We start from the raw sequence: 26,512 nt of genomic DNA, 5'->3' as shown, positions 1-26,512 counted from the left end.
GTGGACCTTGGACGGCATCGGCTTGCCGAATGGCCGCGACTCGGCTGGAATGGGGACATGCATCCTTTGCGGGGTGCCGACGTTTATGATTACCAACCGGCTTTGCCGCAAGGGAATAGCAGTATGAGTGAACACGCGATCGAATTCTTGCAGGAATGGATCGGCGAAAAGGTCCACTGCCAGCCTTCCGAGGCCCGGATCGAGAAGCAGGCCGAGACACTGGCCAAGGAATGCGCCGCCAAGGCGGCCGAAGTCGGCATACCCCTGGAAGATATCCAGGAGGAAGTCGGCGACATCAAGGAACTCATTGCCTCCAGGCTCGAGGAAGCGGCCGAGGCCGACGAGCAGCAGCAGGCGTCCAGCAAAGCCGCGGAATGACCGCTTAGAGCAATTCCAGGAAAAATGTGAAACGGTTTTCCCGGGAATAGCGCATAGCGCTTTCCCTTGGGAATTGCGTCGAGACAAGAAATTGGAGCGGTTCGCCGTTTCCGTGAACGGTGAACTGCTCTAGGGGGCGACCCCCATCTGAAACACGCGGGCTTTGTTTGGCCCGCGTTTTCGTTTCAACGATCGCTTTCAGCCAAATTTTTCTTTCAGCCAGGCCTTCGGCAGCGCCGGCACGAAATTGCCGTCGCGTCCGCTCATGTCGTCATTGGCGACCAGCGCGTTGAGGATCGCTTCCTCCACGGCCTGGATCACCGCGTCGAAAAACGGATCGATGTCGGTGTCAGGGATGAAATCGGCACTGGCGATGCTGCCTGACGGCGCCAGAGCCGCTGCGGGATTAGCAGTCGAGAAGGCGAGAAAAATATCGCCGGAGCTGTGATAGCCGAAGCCGCCGGTCATGGCGACGCCGAGCGGCACCCGGAGTGCCAGCCGCTTCATCTGGTGCGGCAGGAACGGCGCATCGGTGGCGATGACGGCGATGATCGAGCCCTTTTCGGCGCGCGGCGCACCTTCGCGGATCGTCGGTTCGACGAGTTCCGGCCCGGCACGCAGACCACGAATGGTAAAATTGTGTCGCTTGCCGAAATTCGACTGCACGAAGGCGCCGACGGTGTAGGCATGGCCTTGCCATTCGACGACGCGCGACGCGGTCCCTGAACCTGCCTTGAAGCCGAAGGTGATCATGCCGGTGCCGCCGCCGACGCTGCCTTCCTCGATCGGTCCGCTGGTCGCACCGTCGAGGGCCTGGGCGACGTGCTCAAAAGTCAAATGGTGGCCGTTGATGTCGTTGAGGAAGCCGTCATAGGTCTCCGCCGCCACCGGCAGGCCCCAGGCGCTGTCGAGCGCCGCCGGCAGCACGCTTTGCATCCAGCGCAGCGTGCCGTCGCGTGAGACACCGCAGGAATGCGTGTTGGTGATGGTGATCGGAAAGTTGAAAGCGCCGGTTTCCTCGACGATGTGCGAGCCGGTCAGTTCGCCATTGCCGTTCTGGCTGAAGATGCCGGCGAAGACCGGCGTTGCAAGGTCGGCGCACGGCCTGGGCAGGATCGCGGTCACGCCGGTGCGCACCGGACCCTGGCCGACGACGAGCGCGCCGTCGCCGGAAATCACCGTCGCGTAACCGACCGCAACGCCGGGCACATCGGTGATCGCGTTGAGCGGCCCGGGTGTCCCGTCGAAGCCGATGCCAAAACTCCGCGCGCGCGGCTTGCCGGAAGGCGTTGCCAGATGGTCCGGATTGTCGGTCATGGTCTCAGAACAGCGATCCCTGGTTGCCGGGCTCTTTGGCCCTGGCTGCTGGTTTGGCCACCGCCTTCGGTTTTGCCGTGCCGCTGGTTGCAATCGCATCGGCGGTGCCATCCGCGAACTCAAGCGAAAGCGCCATTCCCGACGCCACCTCCGACGCCTGCTTGATCACCGCTCCGTCGGAGTCCTTCACCAAAGCGAAGCCGCGTGCCAGCACCGCCTTGTGCGACAGCGTCGCCATCAGCCTGTCGGCTTGGACAACGCGGCCGCGCAAACGCTCCAGCCTGAGCACCACGGCTTGCGTGCCGCGTCTGGTTAATGCTGTCAGCAAATCCCTCTGCACCCGTTGCCGCCGCGCTGTGGGCTCGATCGTGATGCGGCCTTGCAGCAAAGCCAGCTGCTGCCTGTGCCGCTGCAGCGATGCCCTGGCGCATTTTGGCAACTGGTCCGCCGCACGATTTAATTCCGCACGTCGGGCTCTTGCCAACGCGCGTAGCGCCCCTTGTGCCCGCAAAAGATTGCGCTCGTTGGTGCGCCGCGCCTCGGCAATCCGCTGGGACAGCATCGCCGGCGTCAGCTTCACAGCGAAGAACCGTGCCCGCTTTCGTTCGGTGGAGACCATCAGGTCGCGGCCGAGCCTAGATGTCGCATCATCGAGGCGTCGCCGCGGCAGCGCCAGCAATTGATCGGGCGAGGGGAGAGCACGGGCGGCCGCACGGGCGGCCTGCCGCTTGCGTTCGAAATTGCGCAGGACCGCCGCCTTGAGCCGCGCGCCGAGGCTGGCAAGCGTGGCTTCAAGGTCCGCCTTCACCGGCACTGCAATCTCGGCCGCACCGGTCGGGGTCGGTGCCCGCACATCCGCGACGAGATCGATCAGCGTCCAGTCGGTCTCGTGGCCCACGGCCGAAATCACCGGAATCACGGAGGCGGCAACGGCACGGGCGAGCGCCTCGTCGTTAAAGCCCCAGAGGTCTTCGAGGCTGCCGCCGCCGCGCGCCACGATCAGTAGATCGGGGCGCTGGATGGCGCCATCCCGGGCCAGCGTGTTGAAGCCGTTGACCGCGGCGGTCACTTCCGCGCCTGACGTTTCGCCCTGCACACGTACCGGCCAGACCAGGATGTGCAGCGGAAACCGGTCCTTGATGCGGTGGATGATGTCGCGGATGACGGACCCTGTTGGCGAGGTGACGACGCCGATGACGCGCGGCATGAATGGCAGCAACCGCTTGCGGCCGGTGTCGAACAGGCCCTCGGCCTGCAGCCGCCGTTTGCGCTCTTCCAGCAGCGCCATCAGGGCGCCGGCGCCGGCCGGCTCCAGATTGTCGATGACGATCTGATAGTTGGACTTGCCGGGATAGGTGGTGAGTTTGCCGGTGGCGATCACTTCCATCCCCTCTTCGGGGCGGAACTTCAGCCGGCTCATCGTGCCCTTCCACACCACGGCGTCGAGCCGGGCACGGTCGTCCTTCAGCGCGAAATAGGCATGACCTGAGGAATGCGGCCCGCGATAGCCCGAGATTTCGCCGCGCACCCGCACATTGCCGAAGACGTCCTCGACCGTGCGCTTCAGCGCGCCGGAAATCTCGCTCACCGTGTATTCGGCGGCGTTGGTGCGTGATTCGGATGGTGCGTCGCTCATCGGCCGATTGGGGAACGGTTGGGCGCCCGCGTCAAGGTGGCCGCGCCAGGCCAGGCGTTCATAACCCGCATGCCTGACCCGCCTACCAACCGGGCAGGATCTGGTTTGGCTTGGTTCGCCGCAGCTTGCTGAAGGCGAGCGCTGCGAAATCGAATGTCCCGGTGTCTTCGCTGAGCGGCACGGAAATATTGTCCAGGCTCTCCGAAATATGGCGGGCGAGCGCATCGACGATCTCCGGTCGCGACGTCTGGCCGCGCATGATGCCGATGCGGCAATCGGGCAAGGCGCCGAAGCCGTCGGCTTCACCCAGCACCCGCATGCCCGGCCGCAGCGCGCATTCCGGCAGCACCGAGATCGCCAGGCCCGAAAGCACAGCGGCGGTGATGACGGTGGCCGAGAAGCTGGTGAACAGGATGCGATAGTCGCGGTTCTGCTGGTCGAGCACCTCGACGGCGGCGCGCCGCCAGATGCAGTTCGGCCGGCCAAAGGCCATCGGCAGCGTCTGCTGCTCGTGCGTCGCATGGTTGGCCGAGGTGACCCACAGCAGCGGTTCGCGCCGCACCACCTCCGACTGGCCGCGTACGTCGTTGTGCGTCACCAGCGCCAGGTCGAGATTGCCGCGTTTGATATGCTCGACCAGCCCCGGCGTCGGCTCGCAGATGACGGTCAGTTCGACGCGCGGATTGGAGCGCGTGAACCGCGCCATGATTTCCGGCAGGAAACGGTCGGCATAATCATCGGGCGTGCCGATGCGGATCGTGCCTTCCAGCCGCCGGTCGTCGAAAGCCGCCAGCGTCTCGCGGTTGAGATAGAGCAGCCGGCGCGCGTAGGAGAGCAGCTTGTCGCCTTCCTCGGTCAGCCTGTTGGTGCGCCCGTCCTTTTCGAACAGCGGCTTGCCGATCCGCTCCTCCAGCCGGCGCATCTGCATCGACACCGCCGACTGGGTCCGGTGCACCTCTTCGGCGGCTCTGGTGAAGCTGCCGGTGTCGGCGATCGAGATGAAAGTTTGCAATTGATCCAGATCGAGCGGCGATTTCATCGATATGATCCATCACTAGTGTTGATGCCTAGGATTAGAAACATTCGTTGGATTAATCAATCGCATCATGGCAAATTCGCATTGTCCACATGAAAGCATGTGAATTGGGACCGGAGCGGCCGCTGTCGCCAGCGCCGATTGCCTGGCCTTGCTCGTTCGAGTCTGAAGGAGACCGACAATGACCACGTTTGATTTCGCCACCGAGACCTCGCGCATCACCTCGCGTCCGGCCGTTGCGACGCGCGTGGCAAACACCATTTCCAACGTCTACCGCGCCTGGAAAAACCGCCGCGCCTTCTACCGCCTTGGCGAGATGTCGGATGCCGAACTCGCCGATATCGGCCTGACGCGCGCCGACCTGCATGTCGCCATCGACGTGCCGTTCGGCCGCGACCCGACGGCGATGCTGCGCGAAATCGCTAGCGATCGCATCGAGACGATCGAGGACATTGCCCGCAAGGTGGCTTGATCTGTCGCTTGTCGTTTAGGTTGCCGTGAACCTTTTCGAGGTTCGACGCGACTGAGAAGTATGCAGGCCCCGACTCCCTGCCGGATCCCCGCCGGCCCGCCTGCACTCTGCCCGGTCCTCCCAGGACCGGGCTTTTCTTTTGGCAGTCAGGCGAATGCCAGCTTTCGCGATGGCCTTGGTATCGACCTGCCGAGCTCATGCGCAGCCCCTATCCAAGATGCTATGGCGTCCTGGACATTCGCGATGGCCTCTTCAGGGGTGTCGCCGTCACTCACGCAGCCTGGCAGATCAGGCACCAAAGCCGAAAACCCCCCTCCGTCCTCTGCAGAAAGTGGCGCAATGACGACCGGATATTCAAGTCTGTCCATCATGTCTCTTTGCCTCGTCGATCAATGCCACGAGCTTTCATCTGCTCCAGTCTCTCACCCACTGATTTCGACTACCGCTGGTCCATGTCCCGCTTGAACTGGTCGAAGATCGTTTCCACGCTTTTCTGGTAGTCGTCACGCTGCTGTGCGCCGGTTTCGAACATCTTGCCGAACAGGTCGTCGAAGGGATTCCTCGGCCGACCGCTCGGATTGGCCTGTGGCTGAGATGCCTGTCGCTGCTGCGGGGGCGCTTGAGGCTGTTGCGGCGCCGGCTGGCCGCCCGGGATGCCGAAGCCGCCACCGCCGCCTTGCCGCAGCATCTCCTCGAAGATTTTGCCGAGCGGATTATCGCCATAAGGGCTTTGCGTCTGCTGAGGTTGCGGCTGTGGCGCCCCGCCGCCGAACATGTCCTGCAAAACCTTGCCGAGCGGGTTGTCCATCGGATTCCGGGGCTGCGGCGCGTGGCGTGGCTGGGGCGCCGGGGCCTGCATGCCGCCACCTTGCCGCATCATCTGCTCGACGATCTCGCCGAGTGGATTGTTGCCGCCACCGCCAAAGCCGCCGGCGGCCTGCATCTGATTTGTCGTCTGCTTGAACAGCCCGCCCATGAGCATCGAGGCGATCGCCGGCAGCATCTGCTGCAGGATCTGCTGGTTGACACCGCTCGCTTGCGCCGCCTGGCTGGCCACGGCGCGCGACAGATCCTTCGAGCCGAACAGATGCCCGAGAATGCCGTTGCCCTCATCGACGCCCTGCGGCGAGAAGGCCCGGGTTGCGTCCTCGAAATATTTGGCGTGCTGGCCGCTGGCCATCGCGGTCATGAAGGCGCCGAGCCCGTAGGGGTCGGCGGTGTTGCGTTGCAGCCCCTGTGAAAAGGCCGGCAGCAGCGCGGCGACCGCCGCCTGCGTCTGCTGCATCGAAAGCCCGTATTGTTGGGCAAGGGCCTGCATGCCGTTGCCGTTCTGCGCCTGCGTCAGCATGTCGAACAAGGTAGGCATCGGGCGTCTCCTCCGGAAATCCTCGCCGAAGAAGCCTAGTTCGTTTCCACTTCCGATTGAAGCGACTTTTGCCGATCGATCGGCTGCGTCAAATCCGAGGGGTTAATAGGCATATTCCATGAACACCGGCTCGATCGAGCCGCCCCAGCGCGTGTGGTAGGCCGACAGCATCTCCTCTGCGCTGGTGGTGCCGCGCGCGACGACCTCGTCGAGCGTGTTGAGGAAGGATGTCTCGTCGTAGCCGTCGCGGTTCTTCTTGCCGCGGTTCTTCAGCCCCATGCGCGAAATGACCAGCACGTCGCGCGCGATTTCGCGCAGCGTGGTGTTGCGGAAGGGCGCGGAAATGCCTTGTTCCGGCACGGCATTGCGCATCGCCAGCGTTTCTTCATACGTCCAGCTCGAGGTCAGCGCCTCGGCGGCGTCGAGTGCCGCCTCATCATAGAGCAATCCGACCCAGAAGGCCGGCAGCGCGCAGATGCGCCGCCACGGCCCGCCGTCGGCGCCGCGCATCTCGAGGAAGCGCTTCAGCCGCACGTCCGGGAACAGCGTCGACAGATGGTTTGCCCAGTCGCCCATTGTCGGCAGTCCGTCGGGAACTTCATTGCGCGCGGCCCCGGCCATGAACTGGCGGAAGGTGATGTGCGTCATGTCGTGATAGCGGCCGTCGCGGATGACGAAATACATCGGCACGTCGAGCGCCCATTCGACATAGTCGGCGAAACCGAAATCGGGCGAAAAGCAGAATTCGAGCAGGCCCGAGCGCTGGTTGTCGGTGTCGCGCCAGATGTCGCCGCGCCAGCTCTGCAAGCCGTTCGGGTGACTTTCGGTGAAGGGCGAATTGGCGAACAATGCCGTCGACAGCGGCTGCAGCTTCAGCGACACCTGCATCTTGCGGCGCATGTCGGCCTCGCTCTCGAAGTCGAGATTCACCTGGATCGTGCAGGTGCGGTACATCATGTCGAGGCCCTTGGTGCCGACCTTGGGCATGTAGCGCGTCATGATCTCGTAGCGCGACTTCGGCATTTTCGGCGTCTCGGCCAGCGACCATTTCGGGCTGCCGCCGAGGCCGAGGAAGCGGATGCCCATTGGCTCGGCGATCTCGCGCACCTGCGCCAGATGCGCATTGCCCTCGCGGCAGGTCTGATGGATGGTCTCCAGCGGTGCCCCGGAAAGCTCGAACTGGCCGCCGGGTTCCAGCGAAATCGCCCCCTGGCCGGTCGGTTCGACCAGACCGATGATGCGGCCATCATCGATGATCGGATCCCAGCCGAGCTTTGACTGCATGCCTTCGAGGATGGCGCGGATGCCGCGTTCGCCGCCATAGGGGACGGGCGCGTTGCCGTCGACGTAGAAGGGGAATTTCTCGTGTTCGGTGCCGATACGCCACTTGTCGCGCGGCTTGTTGCCTTCGGCCAGATGCTCGACGAGTTCGTCGACACCTTCGATCGGGCGGAAATCGGTAGTATCGCGCGCCATTTGTAAGCCCTTAGCACATGACCCCGAAAATCTGCTTTCGATTTTCGGAAAGAGCCATGAACCCAATGAAATGCTACAGCGTCCTTTGCGTGTCCGAAAGGACGCGCGGCACTGTAGGACGATCGGACGATCGCCGGCGCTAAATGGACGAAATGTCAGCAGACGAGCAAGCGAAAAATCCTGAGCCACAGGTGAACGGGAATTGAACGGCGGCGACGGTTCTTCCTTCTCCCAAAAAGGGGAGAAGAGAAGGGGTCGCTTACCAGTCTCCGATTGTTGCCTGCATCACCGCGAGCGCCGCCACCGCCGCCGTATCGGCGCGCAGGATGCGCGGGCCGAGTGGAATGGCGGTGACGAAGGGAAGCGCGCGCAGCACCTTGCGCTCGTCGTCGGAAAAGCCGCCCTCCGGCCCGACCAGCAGCCCAAGCTTGTTTTCCTTCACCGCCCGCAGCGCGGACAGCGGATTGTTGGTCGAGGCGTCCTCGTCACAGAAGATCAGCCGCCGTTCCTTGTCCCAACCGGTCAGCAAACGCTCGAATTTTTCCGCTTCGAGCACTTGAGGCACCGCCAGGATGCCGCATTGTTCGGCGGCTTCGACGACATTGGCGCGCAGGCGATCGATGCTTGGCTTGGCCACTTGCGTGTGCTGGGTGATGACCGGCTGCAGGATGCCGGCACCCATCTCGACCGCCTTCTGCACGAGATAGTCGAGCCGGCCCTGCTTCAGCGGCGCGAAGCAGTAGGTGAGGTCGGGCAACGGCGGCTGCCGCCGTTGTAGCGCCAGCACCTTCAGCCGCACCGCCCTTTTTGATTTGGCAGCGATAGCCGCCGACCACTCGCCGTCGCGGCCGTTGAACACCAGGATTTCGGCGCCTTCGCCGAGCCGCAGCACATGCAGGAGATAGTGGCTCTGCTGCTGACCGGCATCGAACTCGATGTCTGGCCGCAGATCGTCGGGCACGAACAGACGTTGCATCTTGTAATTGGCGCGCATCGCCGAGGAATGAGCGAGCCTGCCGCCGGCGTCAAGTCTCGACGGACGGATGCCAAACGGGTCGAAAGCCATGCCGCAGCACGGCGAGCGTCGTGGCAGGTGTCAGCAGCGAGAGTGTCTTGCCTTCGAGCAGGTCGAAATCGGCGGGCGGGCCGTATCCGGCAAAAGACCAGCGCAGTACCTTGCCGCCGCGCAAGGCATAAGCGTTGCCGCCATCCGCGACCATGGCGCCGTCCGGCAGGCCGGCAAGCTCTTCAAAGGCCAACATCGCCAGCCTGCCGCCCGACTCCAGCCGCTCCTTGTGCAGCCGCTTGTCGACTTGCGGCGCGCGCGGCTCGGCAATGCCGAAAGCTTCGCCGAAGCGACCGACGAAATCCTTGGCCCGTTCGCGCTGGCAAAAGAAACAGGGGCGATGCCCGGCCGCCAGTGCCGTCACCTCGTCGAGGAAGAAAAGCTCGGTCCAACCCGCTTTACCGCCCTCCCGGTTGCGGCCCATCGGCTCGCGCCGCACATCGCGGAATTGGCAGACGCAGATAATCCAGGCTTGAAGCGCCCAGCGCTTCTTCAACAGCGTCTTCGTCTCGGGATCGTGGATGATGCCGCGATTGCCGGTGAACAGTCCACGCTCGGGCACGGCGTGGATGGCGCCGAACGGATCGACCCGGTTTTGCAGTGGCATATCTTTCTCTCCGAACGCGCATCTTGGCTGCAATGCGGACGGCATGATATCGCTCGTCGCATCTTTTTCCTGTCAGCAGGGGTTTTTCATGCGGGTGCTGGTGGTCCAGAACTACGACAATACCGGCCTTGGCCAAGTCGGCGCCGCTCTCGCGGAGGCGGGCGCCGATCTCGATGTCCGCTACCCTTACAAGGGCGATCTCCTGCCGGACGATGCGGCCGGGCATGATGCCATGGTGGTGCTCGGCGGTGGCCAGAATGCACTGGCCGACGATGAGTACCCCTATTTCCCGGCACTGCTCGAACTGACCCGCGATTTCGCCGGCAAGGATCGCGCCGTGCTCGGCATTTGCCTCGGCAGCCAGCTCGTCGCCCGTGCGTTCGGTGGCGAGAACCGTATCGGCGGCGCCAACGAGTTCGGCTGGCGCGGCGTGTCGCTGACGGCGGACGCCAAGGCCGATGCGGTGCTGGGCGCGCTGCCGGAAAACTTCCCGATCTTCCAGTGGCACGACGACACCTTCGTGCTGCCCGAGAACGCCGTGCGGCTCGCTGGCAACGATGTCGCCGAAAACCAGGCGTTTCGCGTCGGCCGCGCGGTCTACGGCTTCCAATTCCATTTCGAGGCCGACCGGCCGATGGTCAAGGACTGGAGCATGTCCTTTGCCCCGATCATCGCCGCGCGCCATCCCGACTGGGCCGGCAAGCTCGATGGCGAAATGGCCCGCAACGGGCCTGACGCGGATGCCGCCGGCCTTGCCATTGCCCGTGCCTGGGTGGCGACGATCTGAGCGTCCGCGCCTTGGCGCCTTGCCGCGTGACATAATTGGCACGCGGCGGCGAAACCGTTGGGGAAAACCGGTTTCATCCTTGGCTTGTGTCCGTCCGCCATCCTAGAAGGCGCGCGCTCCGCATCTCCTGTGCAACCGCGATGAACCTTTTGTGTGACCCGCGCGACACACCGTTGATACAGAACATGCCTAGAAGCGCGAAATCGTCGAAATTTTGAAGCGAATTCTCCGTTTCAACGCATTGGTAACCGCCTCGTGCACAGATGCACAAAGCTCAACAAGAGATGACCTCCGTGAAAGCAACGCTTCTGTCCTTTGCCATGTTGTCCGCCATCGTGCTTTGCGGTCTGGGTATCTACGCCGCCGACGCGGCCAACAACCACAATGCCGTCGACGGTTACGGCGTCACCGCCTCGCTGCGCTAAAGCCGGGGCCGCGCCGCGAGCCGGAGCGTCCTCGGACGCGCAGCGCTCAAGCTGCCTTTATTGACCAGGTCCCTTGATCGTCATTGTCAGGATGCGTTTGTCCGAGCCGTCGACGACGAGCGCGGTCAGCATGCCTGATTGCCAGGCAAGCGTGTCGACATTGACGCGGTTGGCCATCACTTCAGCTTCCGGTACCGGCGTGTGGCCATGCACCACGATCTTCGGATAGAGGCCGGTGTGATTGTGGAAGACGTCGCGGATCCAGATCAGATCCTGCGGGTTTTGCCTATCCAGGGGAATGCCCGGCCTGATGCCGGCATGACAGAAGAAGAAATCGCCCAGCGTCACCGAAAACGGCAGCGAGCGCAGGAAATCGATGTGACCCCGCGGCACGGCCTCGACCAAGGCCTGATGTCCTTTGCGCACGGCGGTCTCGGCCTTGCCGAACCACGCGCTGGCGCCTTCGCTGATCGCCACGCCGTAGGACTGCGCGGTCTGGATACCGCCAAAGCGGATGAAAAGCCCTTCCGGGTCGGGGGTCTTGAGAAAATCGAGAAAGCCGATGTCGTGGTTGCCGGCCAGCATCAGATGACGCGGGTCGCGCTCGCGCGCTTCGATCAGGAAGTCGATGACGCCCTTTGAATCCGGTCCGCGGTCGACATAGTCGCCAAGATGGATGACGCGCCAGTCGGCGGGCGCGTCCTGCTCGATCTCGGCCTTGATGCGTTGATGCATGGCGGCCAGCAGGTCGGGCCGGCCATGCACGTCGCCGATCGCGTAGAGACGCACGCCGTCCGGCCCCTGCGCGTCGAGAAAATGGATACCGGGTTCCGCCAAGGTCTCGTCGTCTCCGTGGTCAGGGCTGTCACGGAACTCTAGCGCCGGAGCTGGTCCTTGCCCATGTCGGTGACCAGACGCTTTCCGCACAGCGCCAGCGTGATGTCCATCTCCTTGCGGATGATTTCCAATGCCTTGGTAACTCCTTCCTTGCCGAGCGCACCCAGGCCGTAAAGAAATGGCCGGCCGATATAGGTGCCCTTGGCGCCGAGGCAGAGCGCCTTCAGCACATCCTGGCCGGAGCGGATGCCGCCATCCATATGCACCTCGATCGTGTCACCGACCGCATCGGCGATCTCTTCCAGCACGCCGATCGACGATGACGCGCCATCGAGCTGGCGCCCGCCATGGTTGGAAATGATGATCGCGTCGGCGCCGGTCTTGGCCGCCATAAGCGCGTCTTCCTTGTCGAGAATGCCTTTGAGGATCAGCTTGCCGCCCCAGCGTTCCTTGATCCAGGCGACGTCCTTCCACGACAGATGCGGATCGAACTGCTCCGTCGTCCACGATGCCAGCGAGGCCATGTTGCCGACGCCTTTGGCGTGGCCGACAATATTGCGGAAGGTCCGCCGCTTTGTGCCGGCCATGGCGGCGCACCAGCGCGGGCGGATGGCCATGTCGACGATGTTCGTCAGCGTCAGCTTGGGCGGCGCCGAAAGGCCGTTGCGGATGTCCTTGTGGCGCTGGCCGAGGATCTGCAGGTCGAGCGTCAGCATCAGCGCCGAGCATTTCGCCGCCTTGGCCCTGTCGATTAGGTTGAGCACGAAATCCTTGTCGCGCAACACATAGAGCTGAAACCAGAACGGCTTGGTTGTCACAGAGGCAACGTCTTCGATCGAGCAGATGCTCATCGTCGACAGGGTGAACGGCACGCCGAATTCCTCCGCCGCCTGCGCCGCCAGCATCTCGCCATTGGCGTGCTGCATGCCTGTCATGCCGGTTGGCGCCAATGCAACCGGCATCGACACCTTCTCGCCGATCATGGTCGAAGCCAGCGAGCGGTTGTCCATGTCGACGAGCACGCGTTGGCGGAACTTGATCTTCTGGAAGTCCTCTTCGTTGGCCCGATACGTGCTTTCGGTCCACGAACCGGAATCGGCATAGTCGAAGAACATCTTCGGCACGCGCCGGCGCGCGAGGTCCTTGAGGTCGGCGATGGTCAGGATTTGGCTCATAGGCTTCCCGTTTCGATGGTTAGGAGCGTTTGCGTGCGGGTTCGGCATCGGTGGCGTCGACACGCTGCTTCAGCCTCAGCCGCGAGACGCGCTGCCAGTCGCCGCTGCGCTCGGCCTCTGCCATCGACCGTTCGACATAGGTGATGTGGTCCATCGCCGCTTGCCGGGCAGCGGCCGGATCGCCGGCCTTCACCGCCGCATGGATCGCCCGGTGCTGCGCAAGCAGCGCCTCGCGCGCGCCGGGCACGCTGAACACCAGGAGCCGGTTCTGGAACACGCCTTCCGACAACAGCCGGTAGCAGGAGCGCAGCGTGTGCAAAAGGATGATGTTGTGCGCGCATTCGCAGATCGCATGGTGGAACTCGACGTCGATTTCAGCCTCGTCGTCGAAATCGCCGGTCCGGTGCGCATCGTCCATGCGTGCCATGATCCTGTCGAGCAGCGCCATGTCGTCTGGAGTGGCGCGCCGCGCCGCGTATTCGGCCGCCACCCCTTCGATCTCACGGCGGTATTCCAGATAGTCGGTCACAGCCTTGCGGTGCATCGAGATCAGGTCCGTCACCGGCTTGGTGAACAGCTGGCCGATGACATCGGCGACATGCGTGCCGCCGCCGGGCCTTGTCGTCAAAAGGCCGCGCCCCTCCAGCGCTTTCAGTGCGTCGCGCAGGATCGGCCGCGACACGTCGAACTGACGTGCGAGCTCGCGCTCGCCCGGCAACCGGTCGCCGGTGCGCAGCACGCCTTCAAGGATGAGGCTCTCGATCTGCTGCACCACCTCGTCGGCGGTGCGCGAATGCTCGATCCTGGAAAAAATGTCGTTCAATTCAAATGCCTGGAAGGTGAACCGGTGTCGCGCAGGATAAAGCCTGCGCCGCCAACTGGTCAAATTATTTATCCAATTGGTCGAAGCGTGTCGATTTTGCCGCCCGACGCCATATCGTCTTCGTCTAAACTTTGCTGTTTGCGTCACCGGGCTATTGGCTCTAGAGGGACGCGAGTGCAAGAGGGTTCAGAGAAACCCGGGGGACAAGCCGTGTCAGACGACCCGTCCAATCTCGAGTTCCAGCCACGCGCCAAGGGCAGCGTCATGGGGTTTCCCGCGCATGAGGGCCGGCCCGGCGCGCTCGGCGAGGTCCATGCCCGGCCGCATCCGCTGATCGAAAAGCCGCGCGTGCTGGTGCAACTCGCCTTCATGACCGAGGGTGGCTCCGGCGTTGATCATGCCGTGCTTTCCGAACTGTCACGACGCCTCGGCATCGCCGCGCCCGACCGGCAGGCCCGCCACCACGCCATGAAGTGGGGCAAGGGTTCGCTGCGCTGGGAACGGCACACCGAATTCTCGACCTACCTGTGGGAAGGGCCGCTCTCCGAAAGCGGCAGGGCGCAGGAAGATTCGCCGTTCGGCAACGGGTTTTCGCCGCCGGGAACCGTCATTTCGGGCATCCGGCTCGAAATCCGCAAATGGACCCAGGTCAGCGAAAGGCTGATCGCCGGCTTCGACCCGACCAGCCTGTGCTACTCGCTGGTCGAGCGCGGCAACGCAGCCATCGTCACCGACTTTCGCCAGGACGGTGACGGCATGACGCGCATGCTGGTGCTCGATCGCGGCCTGACCCCGGCGCGCACCGGCGCGCTGTCGCAACGGCTGATCGACATCGAAACCTATCGCACGTTGGCCATGCTCGGCCTGCCGCTGGCGCTGAACCTGTCCGGCCGCGCCCGCCGCATCGAGGACCGGCTGGCGCAGACCACGCTGGAGATGAAGGTCGCTCAGACTCGCGACAGCCAGACCTTGCTGGCCGATCTCACCGAACTCGCCGCGGAACTGGAAGCGGACGCGGCGTCGAGCCTCTACCGCTTTGGCGCCAGCCGCGCCTATGACGGCATCGTCGGCGAGCGGCTGGAGGCGCTCGAGGAAGAAGCCGTGCCCGGCTACGACACCTGGGGCGGCTTCCTGCAGCGCCGCGTCGCACCTGCCATGCGCACGTGCCGCTCGGTCGAGGAGCGGCAAGCCAATCTGTCGCGCAAGCTGACTCGCGCCACGACGCTTCTGCGCACATGGGTCGATGTCGAGGTCGAGAAGCAGAACCGCGACCTGCTCGCCTCGATGAACAACCGCGCCCGCCTGCAGCTGCGCCTGCAGCAGACCGTCGAAGGCCTGTCGGTCGCCGCCGTCTCCTATTATGTGGTCGGCCTCATCGGTTATGTCGCCAAGGGCGCCTCGATCTTCGGCCATGCCTTCGCTCCGGAGGTCATCACCGCCGCCTCGGTGCCGGTCGCCCTCCTGCTGGTCTGGTGGGGCGTGCGCCGTGTGCGCCGGATGCACTCCGAACCCGGCAAGCTGGCTGGCGAGTAGGACTGCCACCCTCCCCCTTGTGGGGAGGGTCGGCTCATGATCGCAGCGAAGCGAAGATCGTGAGACGGGGGTGGGGGTCCTCGTAAAGCGCCGCGCTGACCCCCGCCCCGCTCACTTCGTTCGCGACCCTCCCCACAAGGGGGAGGGTAAGACAGCGGCAGATTGCCGCTGCGGAACCCCGTCTCGACCTTGAGACTGGATTCTCCGCCAAGGCAGGATTTGCAACCAGCGCGCTTCACTGGTAAAAGATTTTGACCAGTCAAGCGAAACGAGGCTGTTGATGTCCGGCCTGGCCATGCCGAAACCAGACGACGCGACGATGCGCCGGCGCGACGAGATCGTCGCCGACATGCGCATCATCGTGCCGGGCGAGGGTGTCGTCGACGCCGCCAATTCCATGCGAGCCTTCGAGAGCGATGGCCTGACCGCCTACCGGCAACTGCCGCTGGTTGTCGTTTTGCCGCAAACGGTGGCGCAGGTTTCGCGCGTGCTGAAATATTGCAACGAGCGCAACATCCGCGTCGTGCCGCGCGGCTCCGGCACCTCGTTGTCGGGCGGCGCGCTGCCGCTTGAGGACGCGGTGCTGCTGGTCATGAGCCGCTTCAACCGCATCCTCGCGATCGATTTTCCCAATCGCGTCGTCGTCGCCCAGCCGGGCGTCACCAATCTCGGCATCACCACCGCCGTCGAGCAGGAGGGCTTTTACTACGCCCCCGATCCATCCTCCCAGATCGCCTGCTCGATCGGCGGCAACGTCGCCGAGAATTCCGGCGGCGTGCACTGCCTGAAATACGGCCTCACCGCCAACAATGTGCTCGGCATCGAGATGGTGCTGATGAGCGGCGAGGTGGTGCGGCTGGGCGGAAGTCACCTCGATGCGGAAGGCTATGACCTGCTTGGCGTCATGACCGGTTCGGAGGGGCTGCTCGGCGTCGTCACCGAGGTCACCGTGCGCATCCTGAAGAAGCCTGAGACGGCGCGTGCACTGCTGATCGGCTTCCCGACCAGCGAGCAGGGCGGCCAATGCGTCGCCGACATCATCGGTGCCGGCATCATTCCGGGCGGCATGGAAATGATGGACCGGCCGGCGATCCACGCGGCGGAAGATTTCGTCCATGCCGGCTATCCCCTCGATGTCGAGGCGCTGCTGATCGTCGAGCTCGACGGACCGGGCGTCGAGGTCGATCATCTGATCGGTCTCGTCGAAGCCATCGCCTACAAGAACGGCTCGACCACCTGCCGCATCTCGCGGTCCGAGCAGGAGCGGTTGAGCTTCTGGGCCGGCCGCAAGGCGGCTTTCCCGGCGGTCGGCCGCATTTCGCCCGACTATTACTGTATGGACGGCACCATCCCGCGCAAGAAGCTGCCACGTGTGCTCGCCGGCATGCGCGAGCTTTCGGAGAAATACGGTCTCGGCGTCGCCAATGTCTTTCACGCCGGCGACGGCAATCTGCATCCGCTGATCCTCTACGATGCCAACGTGCCGGGCGAACTCGACAAGGCGGAAAGCTTCGGCGCCGACATATTGCGGCTCTGCGTCAAGGTCGGCGGCGTCTTGACAGGCGAACACGGGGTGGGCGTGGAAAAACGCGACCTGATGCCGGAAATGTTCACCCAGATCGACCTCGACCAGCAGATGCGCGTCAAATGCGCCTTCGATCCCAACCATCTGCTCAACCCCGGCAAAGTCTTCCCGCAGCTCCGCCGCTGCGCCGAACTCGGCCGCATGCACATCTCCGGCGGCAAGCTGCCGTTCCCGGACATTCCGAGGTTTTGAGGGACATGTCGGCGCTTGCCAAGGATCGCAGCACTTCGGCACTCGCGACTGGCGCGTTCTCCTCATGACCACCTTTACCCCAACCACGTCAGACGAGGTCCTGTCCGCCGTCGCCTGGGCCGTGGCGGAAGAGACGCCGCTCGAAATCCTTGGCCATGGGTCCAAGCGCGGCATCGGCCGGCCGCTGCAAACCGAACACACGCTCGACCTGTCTCGGCTTGTCGGCGTCACGCTCTACGAACCAGCCGAATTGGTGCTGTCGGCCAAAGCAGGCACACCGCTGGCCGACATCGAGAAGCTGCTGGCGGAAAACGGCCAGCAGCTCGCCTTCGAGCCGATGGACTACGGTCCGCTGCTCGGGGGCGAAGCTGGCAAAGGCACGATCGGCGGTGTGCTCGCCGCAAACCTCTCCGGCCCGCGCCGGCTGAAGGCGGGCGCGGCGCGCGATCATATCCTGGGCATCAATGTGGTGTCCGGCCGTGGCGAGGCCTTCAAGTCGGGCGGCCGCGTGGTCAAGAACGTCACCGGCTATGACATGTCCAAGCTGATGGCCAACAGTTGGGGCACGCTGGCGGCGTTCACCGACGTTACTTTCAAGGTGCTGCCTGCCGCCGAAACCGAAGTCACGCTCGCCATCCGTGGCCTGCTCGACGATGCGGCCGCCGCTTCCATGGCCATGGCGCTCGGTTCCAGCGCGGAAGTGTCGAGTGCCGCCCATCTGCCGGAGCGCATCGCCGCGCGTGTGGCCGCCGGTGCGCTCGGCAGCGAGGCCGCCACGCTGCTGCGTGTCGAGGGTTTTGGCCCGTCGGTCGCCTACCGCATCGCCGCACTGAAAACGCTGCTCGGCAATGCCGGGCCGCTGGAGGAGATTTCCGGAGAAATTTCACGGCTGATCTGGCGTGATGTGCGCGATTGCAGGCCCTTCGTCGACAGCAGCGAGAAACCGGTGTGGCGCGTGTCGATGACGCCGGGAGCGGGCCACCAGATGGTGCTGGCCTTGCGCATGCAGGCCGCCGTCAGCGCCTTCTATGACTGGCAGGGCGGGCTGGTGTGGCTGCGCATGGAACAAGGCGATCCGGAAGCCGCCCTGCTGCGCGGGCTGTTGCGGAAACACGGCGGCGGCCATGCGACGCTGGTGCGCGCGGCACCTTCGCATCGCGCCGCCTTGCCGGTGTTCGAGCCGCAAGCGCCGGCGCTGGCGGCACTCAGCCAGCGCCTGAAGCAGGAATTCGACCCGAAGAACATTCTCAATCCCGGCCGCATGGCCTAGGACCTAAATGCGATGCAGACCAGTTTTTCAGCTGCCCAGCTCAGCGATCCGCATGTCGCGGAATCGGAAAAGATCCTGCGCAAATGTGTGCATTGCGGCTTCTGCACCGCCACCTGCCCGACCTATGTGACGCTCGGCAACGAGCTCGATTCACCGCGCGGGCGTATCTACCTGATCAAGGACATGCTGGAAAATGGCCGTCCCGCCGACAAGGAGATCGTCACCCACATCGACCGCTGCCTGTCCTGCCTCGCCTGCATGACGACATGCCCATCGGGCGTCAACTACATGCATCTGGTCGACCATGCCCGCGCCCATATCCAGGAGACCTACAAACGGCCGCTGCTCGACCGTCTGACCCGCGCCATGCTGGCCTTCGTGCTGCCCCATCCCAAGCGTTTTCGCACTGCGCTCAAGCTGGCGAAGCTCGGGAAGCCGTTCATCGGCGTCTTCGAAAAAGTTCCGGCACTGAAGCCGCTCGGCGCGATGCTCAAGCTCGCCCCGGCCTCAATCCCGATGGCTTCGCGAAGCGCTTCACCAGGCACCCATGCCGGGCAGGGGACCCAAAAGGGCCGCGTCGCCATCCTCACCGGCTGTGCGCAATCGGTGCTCGATCCCGCCATCAACGACACGACGATTTCGCTGCTGACCCGGTTAGGCATCGAGGTCGTGGTGCCGCAGGGCGAGGGCTGCTGCGGCGCGCTGGTGCATCATATGGGGCGGGAGCAAGCCGCCCTTGCGTCGGCCAGACAAAACGTCGACGCCTGGACGCGCGCCATCGACCAAGGTGGGCTCGACGCCATCGTCATCACGGCGTCCGGCTGTGGCACGACGATCAAGGATTATGGCTTCATGCTGCGGCTGGATCCGGCCTATGCCGACAAAGCCGCGCGCGTCTCGGCACTGGCCAAGGACATCACCGAATATCTGGCCGGTCTCGAACTGCCCGAACCGGTGCGCAAGCCGGGCACCGTCGTCGCCTATCACTCGGCCTGCTCGATGCAGCACGGCCAGAAGATCACGCACGAGCCGAAGGAGCTGCTCGCCAGGGCCGGCTTCATCGTACGCGAGCCGCGCGAGGGCCATCTGTGCTGCGGTTCGGCCGGCACCTACAACATCCTGCAGTCCGAGATTTCGGCCAAGCTGCGCGACCGCAAGGTGAAAAACATCGAGGCGACGGGGGCCTCGATCGTCGCCACCGGCAATATCGGCTGCATCACGCAGATCGCCTCGGCGGCGAAGCTGCCGGTCGTGCACACGATCAAGCTGCTCGACTGGGCGTATGGCGGGCCAAAGCCGGAAGGCGTGCTGGACGAGAACCTGATCGCCGCGGAGTAAAGCTGCGCCGCTGCTACTCCGCCGCGAGCCTGTCGGCGGTGCCGTAGGTCGCCTCATAGAGCGCGCGCTGGCGGCTGAGCGCCACCATTGTGTTGCGCAGCAGGATGGCGACCGTGATCGGGCCGACGCCGCCCGGTACCGGCGTGATCCAGGAGGCGACCTCGCGCACGCTGTCAGTGTCGACATCGCCGACGATGCGGCTGGAGCCGTCGGGTCCGATCTCGGAATTGATGCCGATGTCGATGACGGCGGCACCCGGCTTGACCATGTCGGCCTTGATCAGCCGCGGCTTGCCGACGGCGACGAACAGCGCGTCGGCGCGCCTTGCATGAGCGGCGACCGATCGCGTCATGTGGTGGCATACCGTCACCGTCGCGCCCTCGCTCATCAACAGGAAGGCGATCGGTTTGCCGACGATTTCCGAATGGCCGACGATCACGACTTCCAGCCCCTTGAGGTCGAGGCCGGTCTCCTTGAGCAACTCGACCGAAGCGGCCGCCGTGCAGGGCGCGAGATCGAGCTGGTTGTAGACGATGTTGCCGATCGAAGCCGGATGCATGCCCTCGACATCCTTCAGCGGATGCACCGCCGCCTGCAGCATCCTGATCGGGATGTGGGCAGGGACCGGCCGCTGGATGATGATGCCGGTGACGCGCGGATCGGCGTTCAGGCCGTGGATTGCCGCTTCCAGCTCGCCTGACGTGATGGTGGCGGGAAAGCGCCGTTCCTCGAAATCGATGCCTGCCAATTGTGCCTTGGCGCGCTGGTTGCGCACATAGACGTCCACCGCATCGGTATCGCGACGGTGATCGAGATCAGCTTGGGCGGAAAACCCTCGGCTTTGGCGATCGCCGCGTCTTCGCGCACAGCGGCGATGATGCGGTGGGCAACCGGGCCGCCCTTGAGATAGCGGATGTCGTCTGACAGGGACATGGGTCGACTCTTTTGTCTGGTTGCCGCCCACATAGCAAAAGAACATCGGCAAGGGCAGCGCGAAAGCGAACCACCATGGTTTTTGCGCGACGCGCCAGGAAACAGTGTTTCGTTGCGCCTCAGGCCGTGGTCAAAACGGAAAGGGCAGCACGGTTTCCCGCACTGCCCTTTCTGACTGGCCGCATCCCCATACGGCCCGTCCCCCGTTATCTCCGGACTGGCCTCGAAAAGCTGGTTGCTTTGCCGGCCAAGTGATTCGCAAGAACTATCATATCACCTCGACCGTGGTTCCGACATTGACCCGTTCATAGAGGTCGACGACGTCCTCGTTGCGCATGCGGATGCAACCCGACGACACCGCGCCGCCGATCGTCCACGGTTGGTTGGTGCCGTGGATGCGGTACTCGGTCGTGCCGAGATAGAGCGCGCGGGCGCCGAGCGGGTTCTCCATGCCGCCGGCCAGATAGGTCGGCAGGTAGCGGCCCTTGGCGGCTTCGCGCTTGATCATTTGCGCCGGCGGGCGCCAGTCCGGCCACTCGCGCTTGTTGGTGATCTTGTGCGTGCCCGACCATTCGAAGCCCGGCTTGCCGGTGCCGACGCCGTAGCGCCGCGCCTTGCCGTTCTTCTCGATCAGGAAGAGGAAATTCTGCGTGGTATCGATGACGATTGTGCCCGGCTTCTGCGGGCCGTCAAAGTCGACCTCCTGCGGCAGGAAGATCGGGTTGATCTGCGGGCGAATGGCCACACGTTTCGCGGGTGGCTGCACCGCTGCCGTCTGTACCCGGTCGGGCTGTTGCGTAGCGCGCAGCCGCAACTGCTGCTGCACGATCTGGCGGTTCTGTCGCACGATGCCGGGCGCCTGGCCAAGCTGCAGCACCCAAGGTGCTGAAAGGTCGGGGCTCACCATCACCGGCGGCCTGTCGGCATAGCGGTCGCCAGCGGTTGAGGGCGTGACGCCGGCGGCAAACACAGCCACGGCGCCGAGCATGGGAAACAGAATTGCCTTCATCGGAACGCACCTTGATCGTCTGATAAACGGGTGGAAACGTCCTCCCGGTTCGGCGATCATTGGCGTGGAAGCAGCAACCGAAACATGAATCGGAATGCATAAAATGCGCAAGTGTCAGTAAACCTTTTGGTGTGGTTACCGCCGGGTTCAGGAATCTGGTAAAGCCGCGGTAAATGCAGCGCAAGAGCGCATTAACGAACGGATTTTGGGCTATGGACAAGGAAAACACCGGCCTGCTCGCAGGCCCCGACGGCGTCGCGCGCTGTTTCTGGCACGGCAATCTGCCCGACTATCTGCACTACCACGACCATGAGTGGGGACGGCCGGTCGCCGATGACCGCAGGCTGTTCGAAAAGATCTGCCTCGAAGGCTTCCAGTCGGGCCTGTCATGGCTGACCATCCTGCGCAAGCGGGAGAATTTTCGCGAAGCCTTCGCCAATTTCGAATTCGACAAGGTCGCCGCCTTCACCGACAAGGATGTCGAGCGCCTGCTCGGCAATGCCGGCATCATCCGCCATCGCGGCAAGATCGTCTCGACGATCAACAACGCCAAGCGCGCCCGCGAGATGGCCGACGAGTTCGGCTCGCTGGCCGCCTGGTTCTGGAAATTCGAACCCGGCAAGGATGAGCGGCCCGTGATCATCGATCTCGCGCATCTGCGCGCCAACCCGACCACGGCCGTCTCGGTGCGAATTTCAAAGGAGCTGAAAAAGCGCGGCTGGAGCTTCGTCGGCCCGACCACGGTCTACGCCTTCATGCAGGCGATGGGTCTGGTCAACGACCACCTCGAGGGCTGCGTCTGCCGCAAGGAGGTTGAGAAGCAGCGGAAGGCTTTCAAGCGGCCGAAGTAGGACTCAGGTGCCGTTGGCGCTGGCCAGCACCAAGCCGGCGACAATCGCCACCACCGTGGCCACTGTCGGATAGATCACCAGCAGGCCGGTCATCAACGCGTCGCGCATGGATGGTCCCTTGCCGGTATCGGCCGGGACTTCGAACGGGCCGGCAGCCTGACTGACCATTTTCGGAGCATGGCTGTCGGCCGGGCGCAGGCGTGCGGGCAGTTCGGCATCGCTGTCGATGGCATGGAATCTTGCTATGCTGGTCATGGCCGCGAACCCCTCAATTCGGCGCGTTTATCTGTTGCGATTGTGTCGGCACGATGCCGCGCGCATGGCGGGATTGTTTCATTCTCGGTGCGTTTCTGTTTCAGGCTTGGCGCCTTTTCCCTTCTCCCCTTGTGGGAGAAGGTGGCCGAGCGCAGCTCGGTCGGATGAGGGGTGCTTCAGCTTGGCACCGACGGCACTCCGTCCAACACCCCTCAACCGTCTCGGCGCTGCGCGCCGATCCACCTTCTCCCACAAGGGGAGAAGGAAGAGCGCGCGCCCTTGCCGCACCAAGCAGCTTCGGTTAGGACACGCCCATTCGCGATATGTCATCGATTACTTAGCAAAAAGACTCATTCCATGGCCGACAAATCGGAAAAGACGAAAGCGCGACTGCCGCGCGGTTTTGCCGACCGCAGCGCCGAGGACATCCGCGCCGTCGAGAAGATGATGGCGACGATCCGCTCGGTCTATGAGCTTTATGGTTTTGAACCGGCCGACCAGCCGCTGATCGAATACACCGATGCGCTTGGAAAATTCCTGCCCGACCAGGAACGGCCCAACGAAGGCGTGTTCTCCTTCCAGGATGACGACGACCAATGGTTGTCGCTGCGCTATGACCTGACCGCGCCGACGGCGCGCTTTGTCGCCGAGAATTATGAGCGCCTGCCCAAACCCTATCGCAGCTATCGCTCCGGCTGGGTGTTCCGCAACGAGAAGCCCGGCCCCGGTCGCTTCCGCCAGTTCATGCAGTTCGATGCCGACACGATCGGCACACCGGGCGTGGCCGCCGACGCCGAGATGGCCATGATGATGGCCGACGTGATGGAAGCGCTCGGCATCAAGCGCGGCGACTACGTCATCCGCGTCAACAACCGCAAGGTGCTGGACGGCGTTCTGGAAGCGATCGGCCTTGGCGGCGACGAGAATGCCGGCCGCCGGCTGACGGTGCTGCGGGGGATCGACAAGCTGGACAAGCTCGGGCCGGAAGGGGTGAGGCTTCTGCTTGGGCCGGGGCGCTGGGATGGCGGCAAGGAAGGCGAAGGCGACTTCGCCAAGGGCGCCGGGTTGAACAACGGGCAGACCGAGGCAGTCCTTCTCGCGACAGCGAGGAATGCACAGGCCGGCCAGGATGCCATGGTTAGTTCGAACGCGGTCTACCAGGAAGGTGTCGGCGAACTGTCGACGATTGAAGCCCTGGTCAGGGCAGCAGGATATGGCGAGGACCGTATTGCCATGGACCGTTCCGTCGTGCGCGGCCTCGAATATTACACCGGCCCCGTCTTCGAGGCCGAGCTGTTGGCTGAAATCCCCAATGAGGACGGCCAGATCGTGCGCTTCGGCTCGGTCGGTGGCGGCGGCCGTTATGATGGCTTGGTCTCGCGCTTTCGCGGCGAGTCGGTGCCGGCAACCGGTTTCTCCATCGGCGTCTCCAGGCTGATGACCGCGCTGAAGAACCTCGGCAAGCTCGACGCCTCGGACGTGATCGCGCCGGTCGTGGTGCTGGTGATGGACAAGGATATCGACAGTCTCGGCCGCTATCAGAAGATGGTGTCGGAGCTGCGTGCTGCCGGCATCCGCTCCGAAATGTATCTCGGCGGCGCCGGCATGAAGGCGCAGCTCAAATACGCCGACCGCCGCAACTGCCCGGTCGCAATCATCCAGGGCGGCGACGAGCGCGCCAAGGGCGAGCTGCAGATCAAGGACCTGATCGAAGGCGCGCGCATGTCGGCCGAAATCACCGACAACGCCGAATGGCGCGCCGCGCGCCCGGCGCAAGTGACGGTTGCCGAGGGCGAACTGGTCGCGGAAGTGAAGAAGATCCTGGCGGCGCAGGCTGCCGATCGCGCGAAAGGTGGCGCTTGAACACCCCCCTCTGGCCTGCCGGCCATCTCCCCCGCAAGGGGGGAGATCGGATGTCACGTGGGCTTTCGCCAATCTCCAGCGTTGAAGGAGAGGCGCTGAGCCTCAAGCTGCCAATCTCCCCCCTTGCGGGGGAGATGGCTGGCAGGCCAGAGGGGGGTGCCTCGCGCCCATCCGATCGATGACCTCCCGCTACCCCGCCATCGCAGCCGACATCACCAACCTCTTCGCCACCTGCGACACGCATGCCGTCGAGGTCGCGGTGCTGCAGCCAGCCGATCCATTCCTCGACATGGCCGGCGAGGATCTGCGCCGCCGTATCTTTCTGACCGAAAGCGAGACCGGGCAGACATTGTGCCTGCGGCCTGAATTCACCATTCCGGTCTGTCTCGACCACATAAATTCGCAGGCCGGGACGCCGCGCCGCTATTCCTATCTCGGCGAGGTCTTTCGGCAGCGTCGCGAGGGCGGCAACGAGTTCTTCCAGGCCGGTATCGAGGACCTCGGCGACCGCGACACCGCTGAAGCCGATGCCCGCTCGGTGGCCGATGCGCATGCGCTGCTTGCCCTGGTGCTGCCCGGCCAGGCGCTGGCGATCACGCTCGGCGACCAGACCATTTTCGAGGCGGTGCTGGCAGCCCTTGGCCTGCCGCGCGGCTGGCGCATGCGCCTTGCCCGCGCCTTCGGCTCCGCACCGATGCTTGAGGCGGCACTCGCCGATCTCGCCAACCCGCCGCGCAACGGTCAGCTCTCCGGCCCGGTCGCCGCCCTCGTCCTCGACGGTGATCTGGACGGACTTTCCGCCCACATCGCCGGCGGCATGGAAAAGGCGGGGCTGTCGGCGTCCGCCGGACGCCCGCCATCCGACATCGCGCGGCGGCTGATCGAAAAGGCCGAACTGCGCAGCGTGCGGCTATCGAACGAGGCCTTCGCGGCGCTGAAGGGTTTTCTGGCGATCGACGTGCCGCTTAACAGTGCGGCCGAGGCGCTGGCCTCCTTCGCCAGCGGTGCCGGGCTTTCGCTCGATACCGCGCTGGAGAAGTTCGCCGCCCGTGCCAAGGCGATCGAGGCGCACGGCCTGCCGGCCGGAAACATCCGCTACGATGCCGCCTTCGGCCGTCCGCTCGACTATTACACCGGCCTTGTTTTCGAAATCGCGGCTGACAATGGCGACCGGCCGCTGGTCGGTGGCGGCCGCTACGACCGGCTGCTGACCTTGCTTGGCGCGAAGACGCCGATCCCCGGCGTCGGCTTTTCCGTCTGGCTCGACCGCATCGAGGCGTTGCGGGAGATGGCGCCATGATCACGCTGGCGATCCCGTCGAAAGGCCGCCTCAAGGAGCAAGCGCTGGACGTGCTGGCCAAGGCCGGCCTCGCCGTCAGCCTGCCCGGCGACGAGCGCAAGTACCACGCCCGCGTCGAGGGCCTGGACAATGTCGAAGTGGTCTTCCTGTCGGCTTCCGAGATTGCGGGCGAGATCGGCCAGGGCACGGTCGATCTCGGCATCACCGGCGAAGATCTGGTGCGGGAGAACCTCGCTGACTGGGAGACCCGCGCCGAAATCGTCGCCCGTCTCGGCTTTGGCAGTGCCGATGTCGTGGTTGCCGTGCCGGACATATGGCTCGACGTCGACACCATGACCGACCTTGATGACGTCGCCGCCGATTTCCGCCAGCGCCACGGCAGGCGGTTGCGCATCGCCACCAAATACTGGCGGCTGACCCAGCAATTCTTCTCGCAGAAGCATGGCATCCAGGTCTATCGCATCGTCGAGAGCTTAGGTGCCACCGAAGGCGCGCCGGCGGCGGGACTGGCCGATGTCATCGTCGACATCACCACCACTGGCTCGACGCTGCGCGCCAACCATCTCAAGGTGCTGGGCGACGGCCTCGTGTTGCGCTCGCAGGCCTGTCTCGTGGCGTCGAGGAAAGATCGTTCCGCTGCGGATGAAGCCGTATTGCGCGACATTGCCGCGAAGATGAGCGCCCTCCCTCCCCCTTGAGGGGAGGGTGGACAGCCGCCGAAGGCGGATGGACGGGTGGGGTCCGCGGTGACGCACTCCATCTTTCCAGTCAAAGCCAGATAGAGGTCGAGGCAGTTGAGACGATCCCACCCGCCTCGCTTCGCTCGGCACCCTCTCCTCAAGGGGCTAGCGTGCGCACACATTTGCTTCGTGCTGTGGTCAAGTGTGAAGAAGCGAAGCCGGAAAATGGCTTGATGCGGTTGAATCGTATGTGATTCTGTAGCTGCCATTGTTGATTCTGGAGGTTTCGACGATGGCTTCGT

The 26,512-nt window shown here is 64.2% G+C and carries 25 protein-coding genes and 1 pseudogene; 12 read left to right on the top strand and 14 right to left on the bottom strand.

From position 1 onward, the window contains the following. The first annotated feature begins 123 nt into the window (after positions 1-123). A complete protein-coding gene (locus NKG99_RS25580; RefSeq protein ID WP_352731361.1) occupies positions 124-378 on the top strand; it encodes a hypothetical protein in 255 nt (84 codons plus the stop codon). A 198-nt stretch (positions 379-576) separates the two neighbouring features. On the opposite strand, the gene NKG99_RS25575 is transcribed toward NKG99_RS25580, so the two are convergent. The 3 genes from NKG99_RS25575 to NKG99_RS25565 form a co-directional block, all read right to left on the bottom strand. Beyond that, the gene (locus NKG99_RS25575; RefSeq protein WP_352871638.1) at positions 577-1,695 is read right to left on the bottom strand and encodes a DmpA family aminopeptidase; all 1,119 of its coding nucleotides are present in this window, start codon (positions 1,693-1,695) and stop codon (positions 577-579) included. A 4-nt stretch (positions 1,696-1,699) separates the two neighbouring features. Then, positions 1,700-3,331: an exodeoxyribonuclease VII large subunit gene (gene xseA, locus NKG99_RS25570; RefSeq protein WP_352871637.1), complete on the bottom strand. Its 1,632-nt coding sequence runs from the start codon at positions 3,329-3,331 to the stop codon at positions 1,700-1,702. A gap of 82 nt (positions 3,332-3,413) precedes the next feature. After that, entirely contained in the window at positions 3,414-4,370 is a 957-nt protein-coding gene (locus NKG99_RS25565) for a LysR substrate-binding domain-containing protein (protein WP_352871635.1), read from the bottom strand. Between the two features lie 178 nt (positions 4,371-4,548). Here NKG99_RS25565 and NKG99_RS25560 point away from each other — a divergent pair, with 178 nt between their 5' ends. Continuing rightward, on the top strand, positions 4,549-4,839 hold the full coding sequence (locus NKG99_RS25560; RefSeq protein WP_352871633.1) for a DUF1127 domain-containing protein: 291 nt from the start codon (positions 4,549-4,551) through the stop codon (positions 4,837-4,839). 146 nt (positions 4,840-4,985) lie between these two features. Here NKG99_RS25560 and NKG99_RS25555 read toward each other — a convergent pair whose 3' ends face one another. The 5 genes from NKG99_RS25555 to NKG99_RS25535 form a co-directional block, all read right to left on the bottom strand. Continuing rightward, entirely contained in the window at positions 4,986-5,207 is a 222-nt protein-coding gene (locus NKG99_RS25555) for a type II toxin-antitoxin system HicB family antitoxin (RefSeq protein WP_352871705.1), read from the bottom strand. Positions 5,208-5,278: 71 nt separating this feature from the next. Next, positions 5,279-6,205: a DUF937 domain-containing protein gene (locus NKG99_RS25550; RefSeq protein ID WP_352871632.1), complete on the bottom strand. Its 927-nt coding sequence runs from the start codon at positions 6,203-6,205 to the stop codon at positions 5,279-5,281. 102 nt (positions 6,206-6,307) lie between these two features. Next, positions 6,308-7,681 carry a glutamate--cysteine ligase gene (locus NKG99_RS25545; RefSeq protein WP_352871631.1) on the bottom strand — a complete coding sequence of 458 codons (1,374 nt, stop codon included), beginning with the start codon at positions 7,679-7,681 and terminating at the stop codon, positions 6,308-6,310. A 259-nt stretch (positions 7,682-7,940) separates the two neighbouring features. Next, a complete protein-coding gene (locus NKG99_RS25540) occupies positions 7,941-8,675 on the bottom strand; it encodes a 16S rRNA (uracil(1498)-N(3))-methyltransferase (RefSeq protein ID WP_352871703.1) in 735 nt (244 codons plus the stop codon). Positions 8,676-8,706: 31 nt separating this feature from the next. After that, positions 8,707-9,354 carry a hypothetical protein gene (locus NKG99_RS25535; RefSeq protein ID WP_352871629.1) on the bottom strand — a complete coding sequence of 216 codons (648 nt, stop codon included), beginning with the start codon at positions 9,352-9,354 and terminating at the stop codon, positions 8,707-8,709. Between the two features lie 88 nt (positions 9,355-9,442). Here NKG99_RS25535 and NKG99_RS25530 point away from each other — a divergent pair, with 88 nt between their 5' ends. Both NKG99_RS25530 and NKG99_RS25525 read left to right on the top strand, forming a co-directional pair. Then, the gene (locus NKG99_RS25530) at positions 9,443-10,141 is read left to right on the top strand and encodes a type 1 glutamine amidotransferase (protein ID WP_352871627.1); all 699 of its coding nucleotides are present in this window, start codon (positions 9,443-9,445) and stop codon (positions 10,139-10,141) included. 293 nt (positions 10,142-10,434) lie between these two features. Next, positions 10,435-10,566, top strand: a complete 132-nt coding sequence (locus NKG99_RS25525) for a hypothetical protein (RefSeq protein WP_352871709.1) — start codon at positions 10,435-10,437, stop codon at positions 10,564-10,566. A gap of 57 nt (positions 10,567-10,623) precedes the next feature. On the opposite strand, the gene NKG99_RS25520 is transcribed toward NKG99_RS25525, so the two are convergent. Genes NKG99_RS25520 through NKG99_RS25510 form a run of 3 tightly spaced genes read right to left on the bottom strand, consistent with a single transcriptional unit; the run spans position 10,624 to position 13,401 of the window. Continuing rightward, positions 10,624-11,403, bottom strand: a complete 780-nt coding sequence (locus tag NKG99_RS25520) for a metallophosphoesterase (protein ID WP_352871625.1) — start codon at positions 11,401-11,403, stop codon at positions 10,624-10,626. Positions 11,404-11,441: 38 nt separating this feature from the next. Beyond that, positions 11,442-12,578, bottom strand: a complete 1,137-nt coding sequence (locus NKG99_RS25515; protein WP_352871623.1) for an alpha-hydroxy acid oxidase — start codon at positions 12,576-12,578, stop codon at positions 11,442-11,444. A 19-nt stretch (positions 12,579-12,597) separates the two neighbouring features. Continuing rightward, complete coding sequence (locus NKG99_RS25510) at positions 12,598-13,401, bottom strand: FadR/GntR family transcriptional regulator (protein ID WP_352871622.1); 804 nt, start codon at positions 13,399-13,401, stop codon at positions 12,598-12,600. A gap of 210 nt (positions 13,402-13,611) precedes the next feature. On the opposite strand from NKG99_RS25510, the gene NKG99_RS25505 reads away from it, so the two are divergent. The 4 genes from NKG99_RS25505 (at position 13,612) to glcF (ending at position 19,319) form a co-directional block, all read left to right on the top strand. Further along, positions 13,612-14,934 carry a DUF3422 family protein gene (locus NKG99_RS25505; RefSeq protein ID WP_352871620.1) on the top strand — a complete coding sequence of 441 codons (1,323 nt, stop codon included), beginning with the start codon at positions 13,612-13,614 and terminating at the stop codon, positions 14,932-14,934. Between the two features lie 280 nt (positions 14,935-15,214). Further along, on the top strand, positions 15,215-16,711 hold the full coding sequence (locus tag NKG99_RS25500; RefSeq protein ID WP_352871618.1) for an FAD-linked oxidase C-terminal domain-containing protein: 1,497 nt from the start codon (positions 15,215-15,217) through the stop codon (positions 16,709-16,711). 64 nt (positions 16,712-16,775) lie between these two features. After that, the gene (gene glcE, locus NKG99_RS25495) at positions 16,776-17,981 is read left to right on the top strand and encodes a glycolate oxidase subunit GlcE (protein WP_352871617.1); all 1,206 of its coding nucleotides are present in this window, start codon (positions 16,776-16,778) and stop codon (positions 17,979-17,981) included. Between the two features lie 12 nt (positions 17,982-17,993). After that, entirely contained in the window at positions 17,994-19,319 is a 1,326-nt protein-coding gene (gene glcF, locus NKG99_RS25490; RefSeq protein ID WP_352871615.1) for a glycolate oxidase subunit GlcF, read from the top strand. 13 nt (positions 19,320-19,332) lie between these two features. On the opposite strand, the pseudogene NKG99_RS25485 reads toward glcF, so the two are convergent. Continuing rightward, positions 19,333-20,252, bottom strand: a pseudogene (locus tag NKG99_RS25485) (bifunctional 5,10-methylenetetrahydrofolate dehydrogenase/5,10-methenyltetrahydrofolate cyclohydrolase). Positions 20,253-20,520: 268 nt separating this feature from the next. After that, the gene (locus NKG99_RS25480; RefSeq protein ID WP_352871614.1) at positions 20,521-21,261 is read right to left on the bottom strand and encodes a L,D-transpeptidase; all 741 of its coding nucleotides are present in this window, start codon (positions 21,259-21,261) and stop codon (positions 20,521-20,523) included. 212 nt (positions 21,262-21,473) lie between these two features. Here NKG99_RS25480 and NKG99_RS25475 point away from each other — a divergent pair, with 212 nt between their 5' ends. Next, positions 21,474-22,112 (top strand): DNA-3-methyladenine glycosylase I, encoded by a 639-nt coding sequence (locus NKG99_RS25475; protein WP_352871612.1) that lies wholly within the window; start codon positions 21,474-21,476, stop codon positions 22,110-22,112. Between the two features lie 3 nt (positions 22,113-22,115). Here the strand turns inward: NKG99_RS25475 and NKG99_RS25470 are convergent, their stop codons facing one another. Next, positions 22,116-22,367: a hypothetical protein gene (locus tag NKG99_RS25470; protein ID WP_352871611.1), complete on the bottom strand. Its 252-nt coding sequence runs from the start codon at positions 22,365-22,367 to the stop codon at positions 22,116-22,118. 357 nt (positions 22,368-22,724) lie between these two features. Here NKG99_RS25470 and hisS point away from each other — a divergent pair, with 357 nt between their 5' ends. The 3 genes from hisS (at position 22,725) to hisG (ending at position 26,228) form a co-directional block, all read left to right on the top strand. Then, the gene (gene hisS, locus NKG99_RS25465) at positions 22,725-24,230 is read left to right on the top strand and encodes a histidine--tRNA ligase (RefSeq protein WP_352871610.1); all 1,506 of its coding nucleotides are present in this window, start codon (positions 22,725-22,727) and stop codon (positions 24,228-24,230) included. A gap of 178 nt (positions 24,231-24,408) precedes the next feature. After that, complete coding sequence (locus tag NKG99_RS25460; RefSeq protein ID WP_352871608.1) at positions 24,409-25,530, top strand: ATP phosphoribosyltransferase regulatory subunit; 1,122 nt, start codon at positions 24,409-24,411, stop codon at positions 25,528-25,530. Next, positions 25,527-26,228, top strand: a complete 702-nt coding sequence (gene hisG / locus NKG99_RS25455; protein ID WP_352871606.1) for an ATP phosphoribosyltransferase — start codon at positions 25,527-25,529, stop codon at positions 26,226-26,228. The genes NKG99_RS25460 and hisG overlap by 4 nt, the downstream gene beginning before the upstream one ends. The last annotated feature ends 284 nt before the right edge of the window (positions 26,229-26,512 follow it).

This window comes from Mesorhizobium sp. M1409 (assembly GCF_040317535.1).
Classification (GTDB): Bacteria; Pseudomonadota; Alphaproteobacteria; order Rhizobiales; family Rhizobiaceae; genus Mesorhizobium.
Note: the sequence above shows the minus strand (reverse complement) of the source record. Positions and strands in the feature narration are given on the sequence as shown.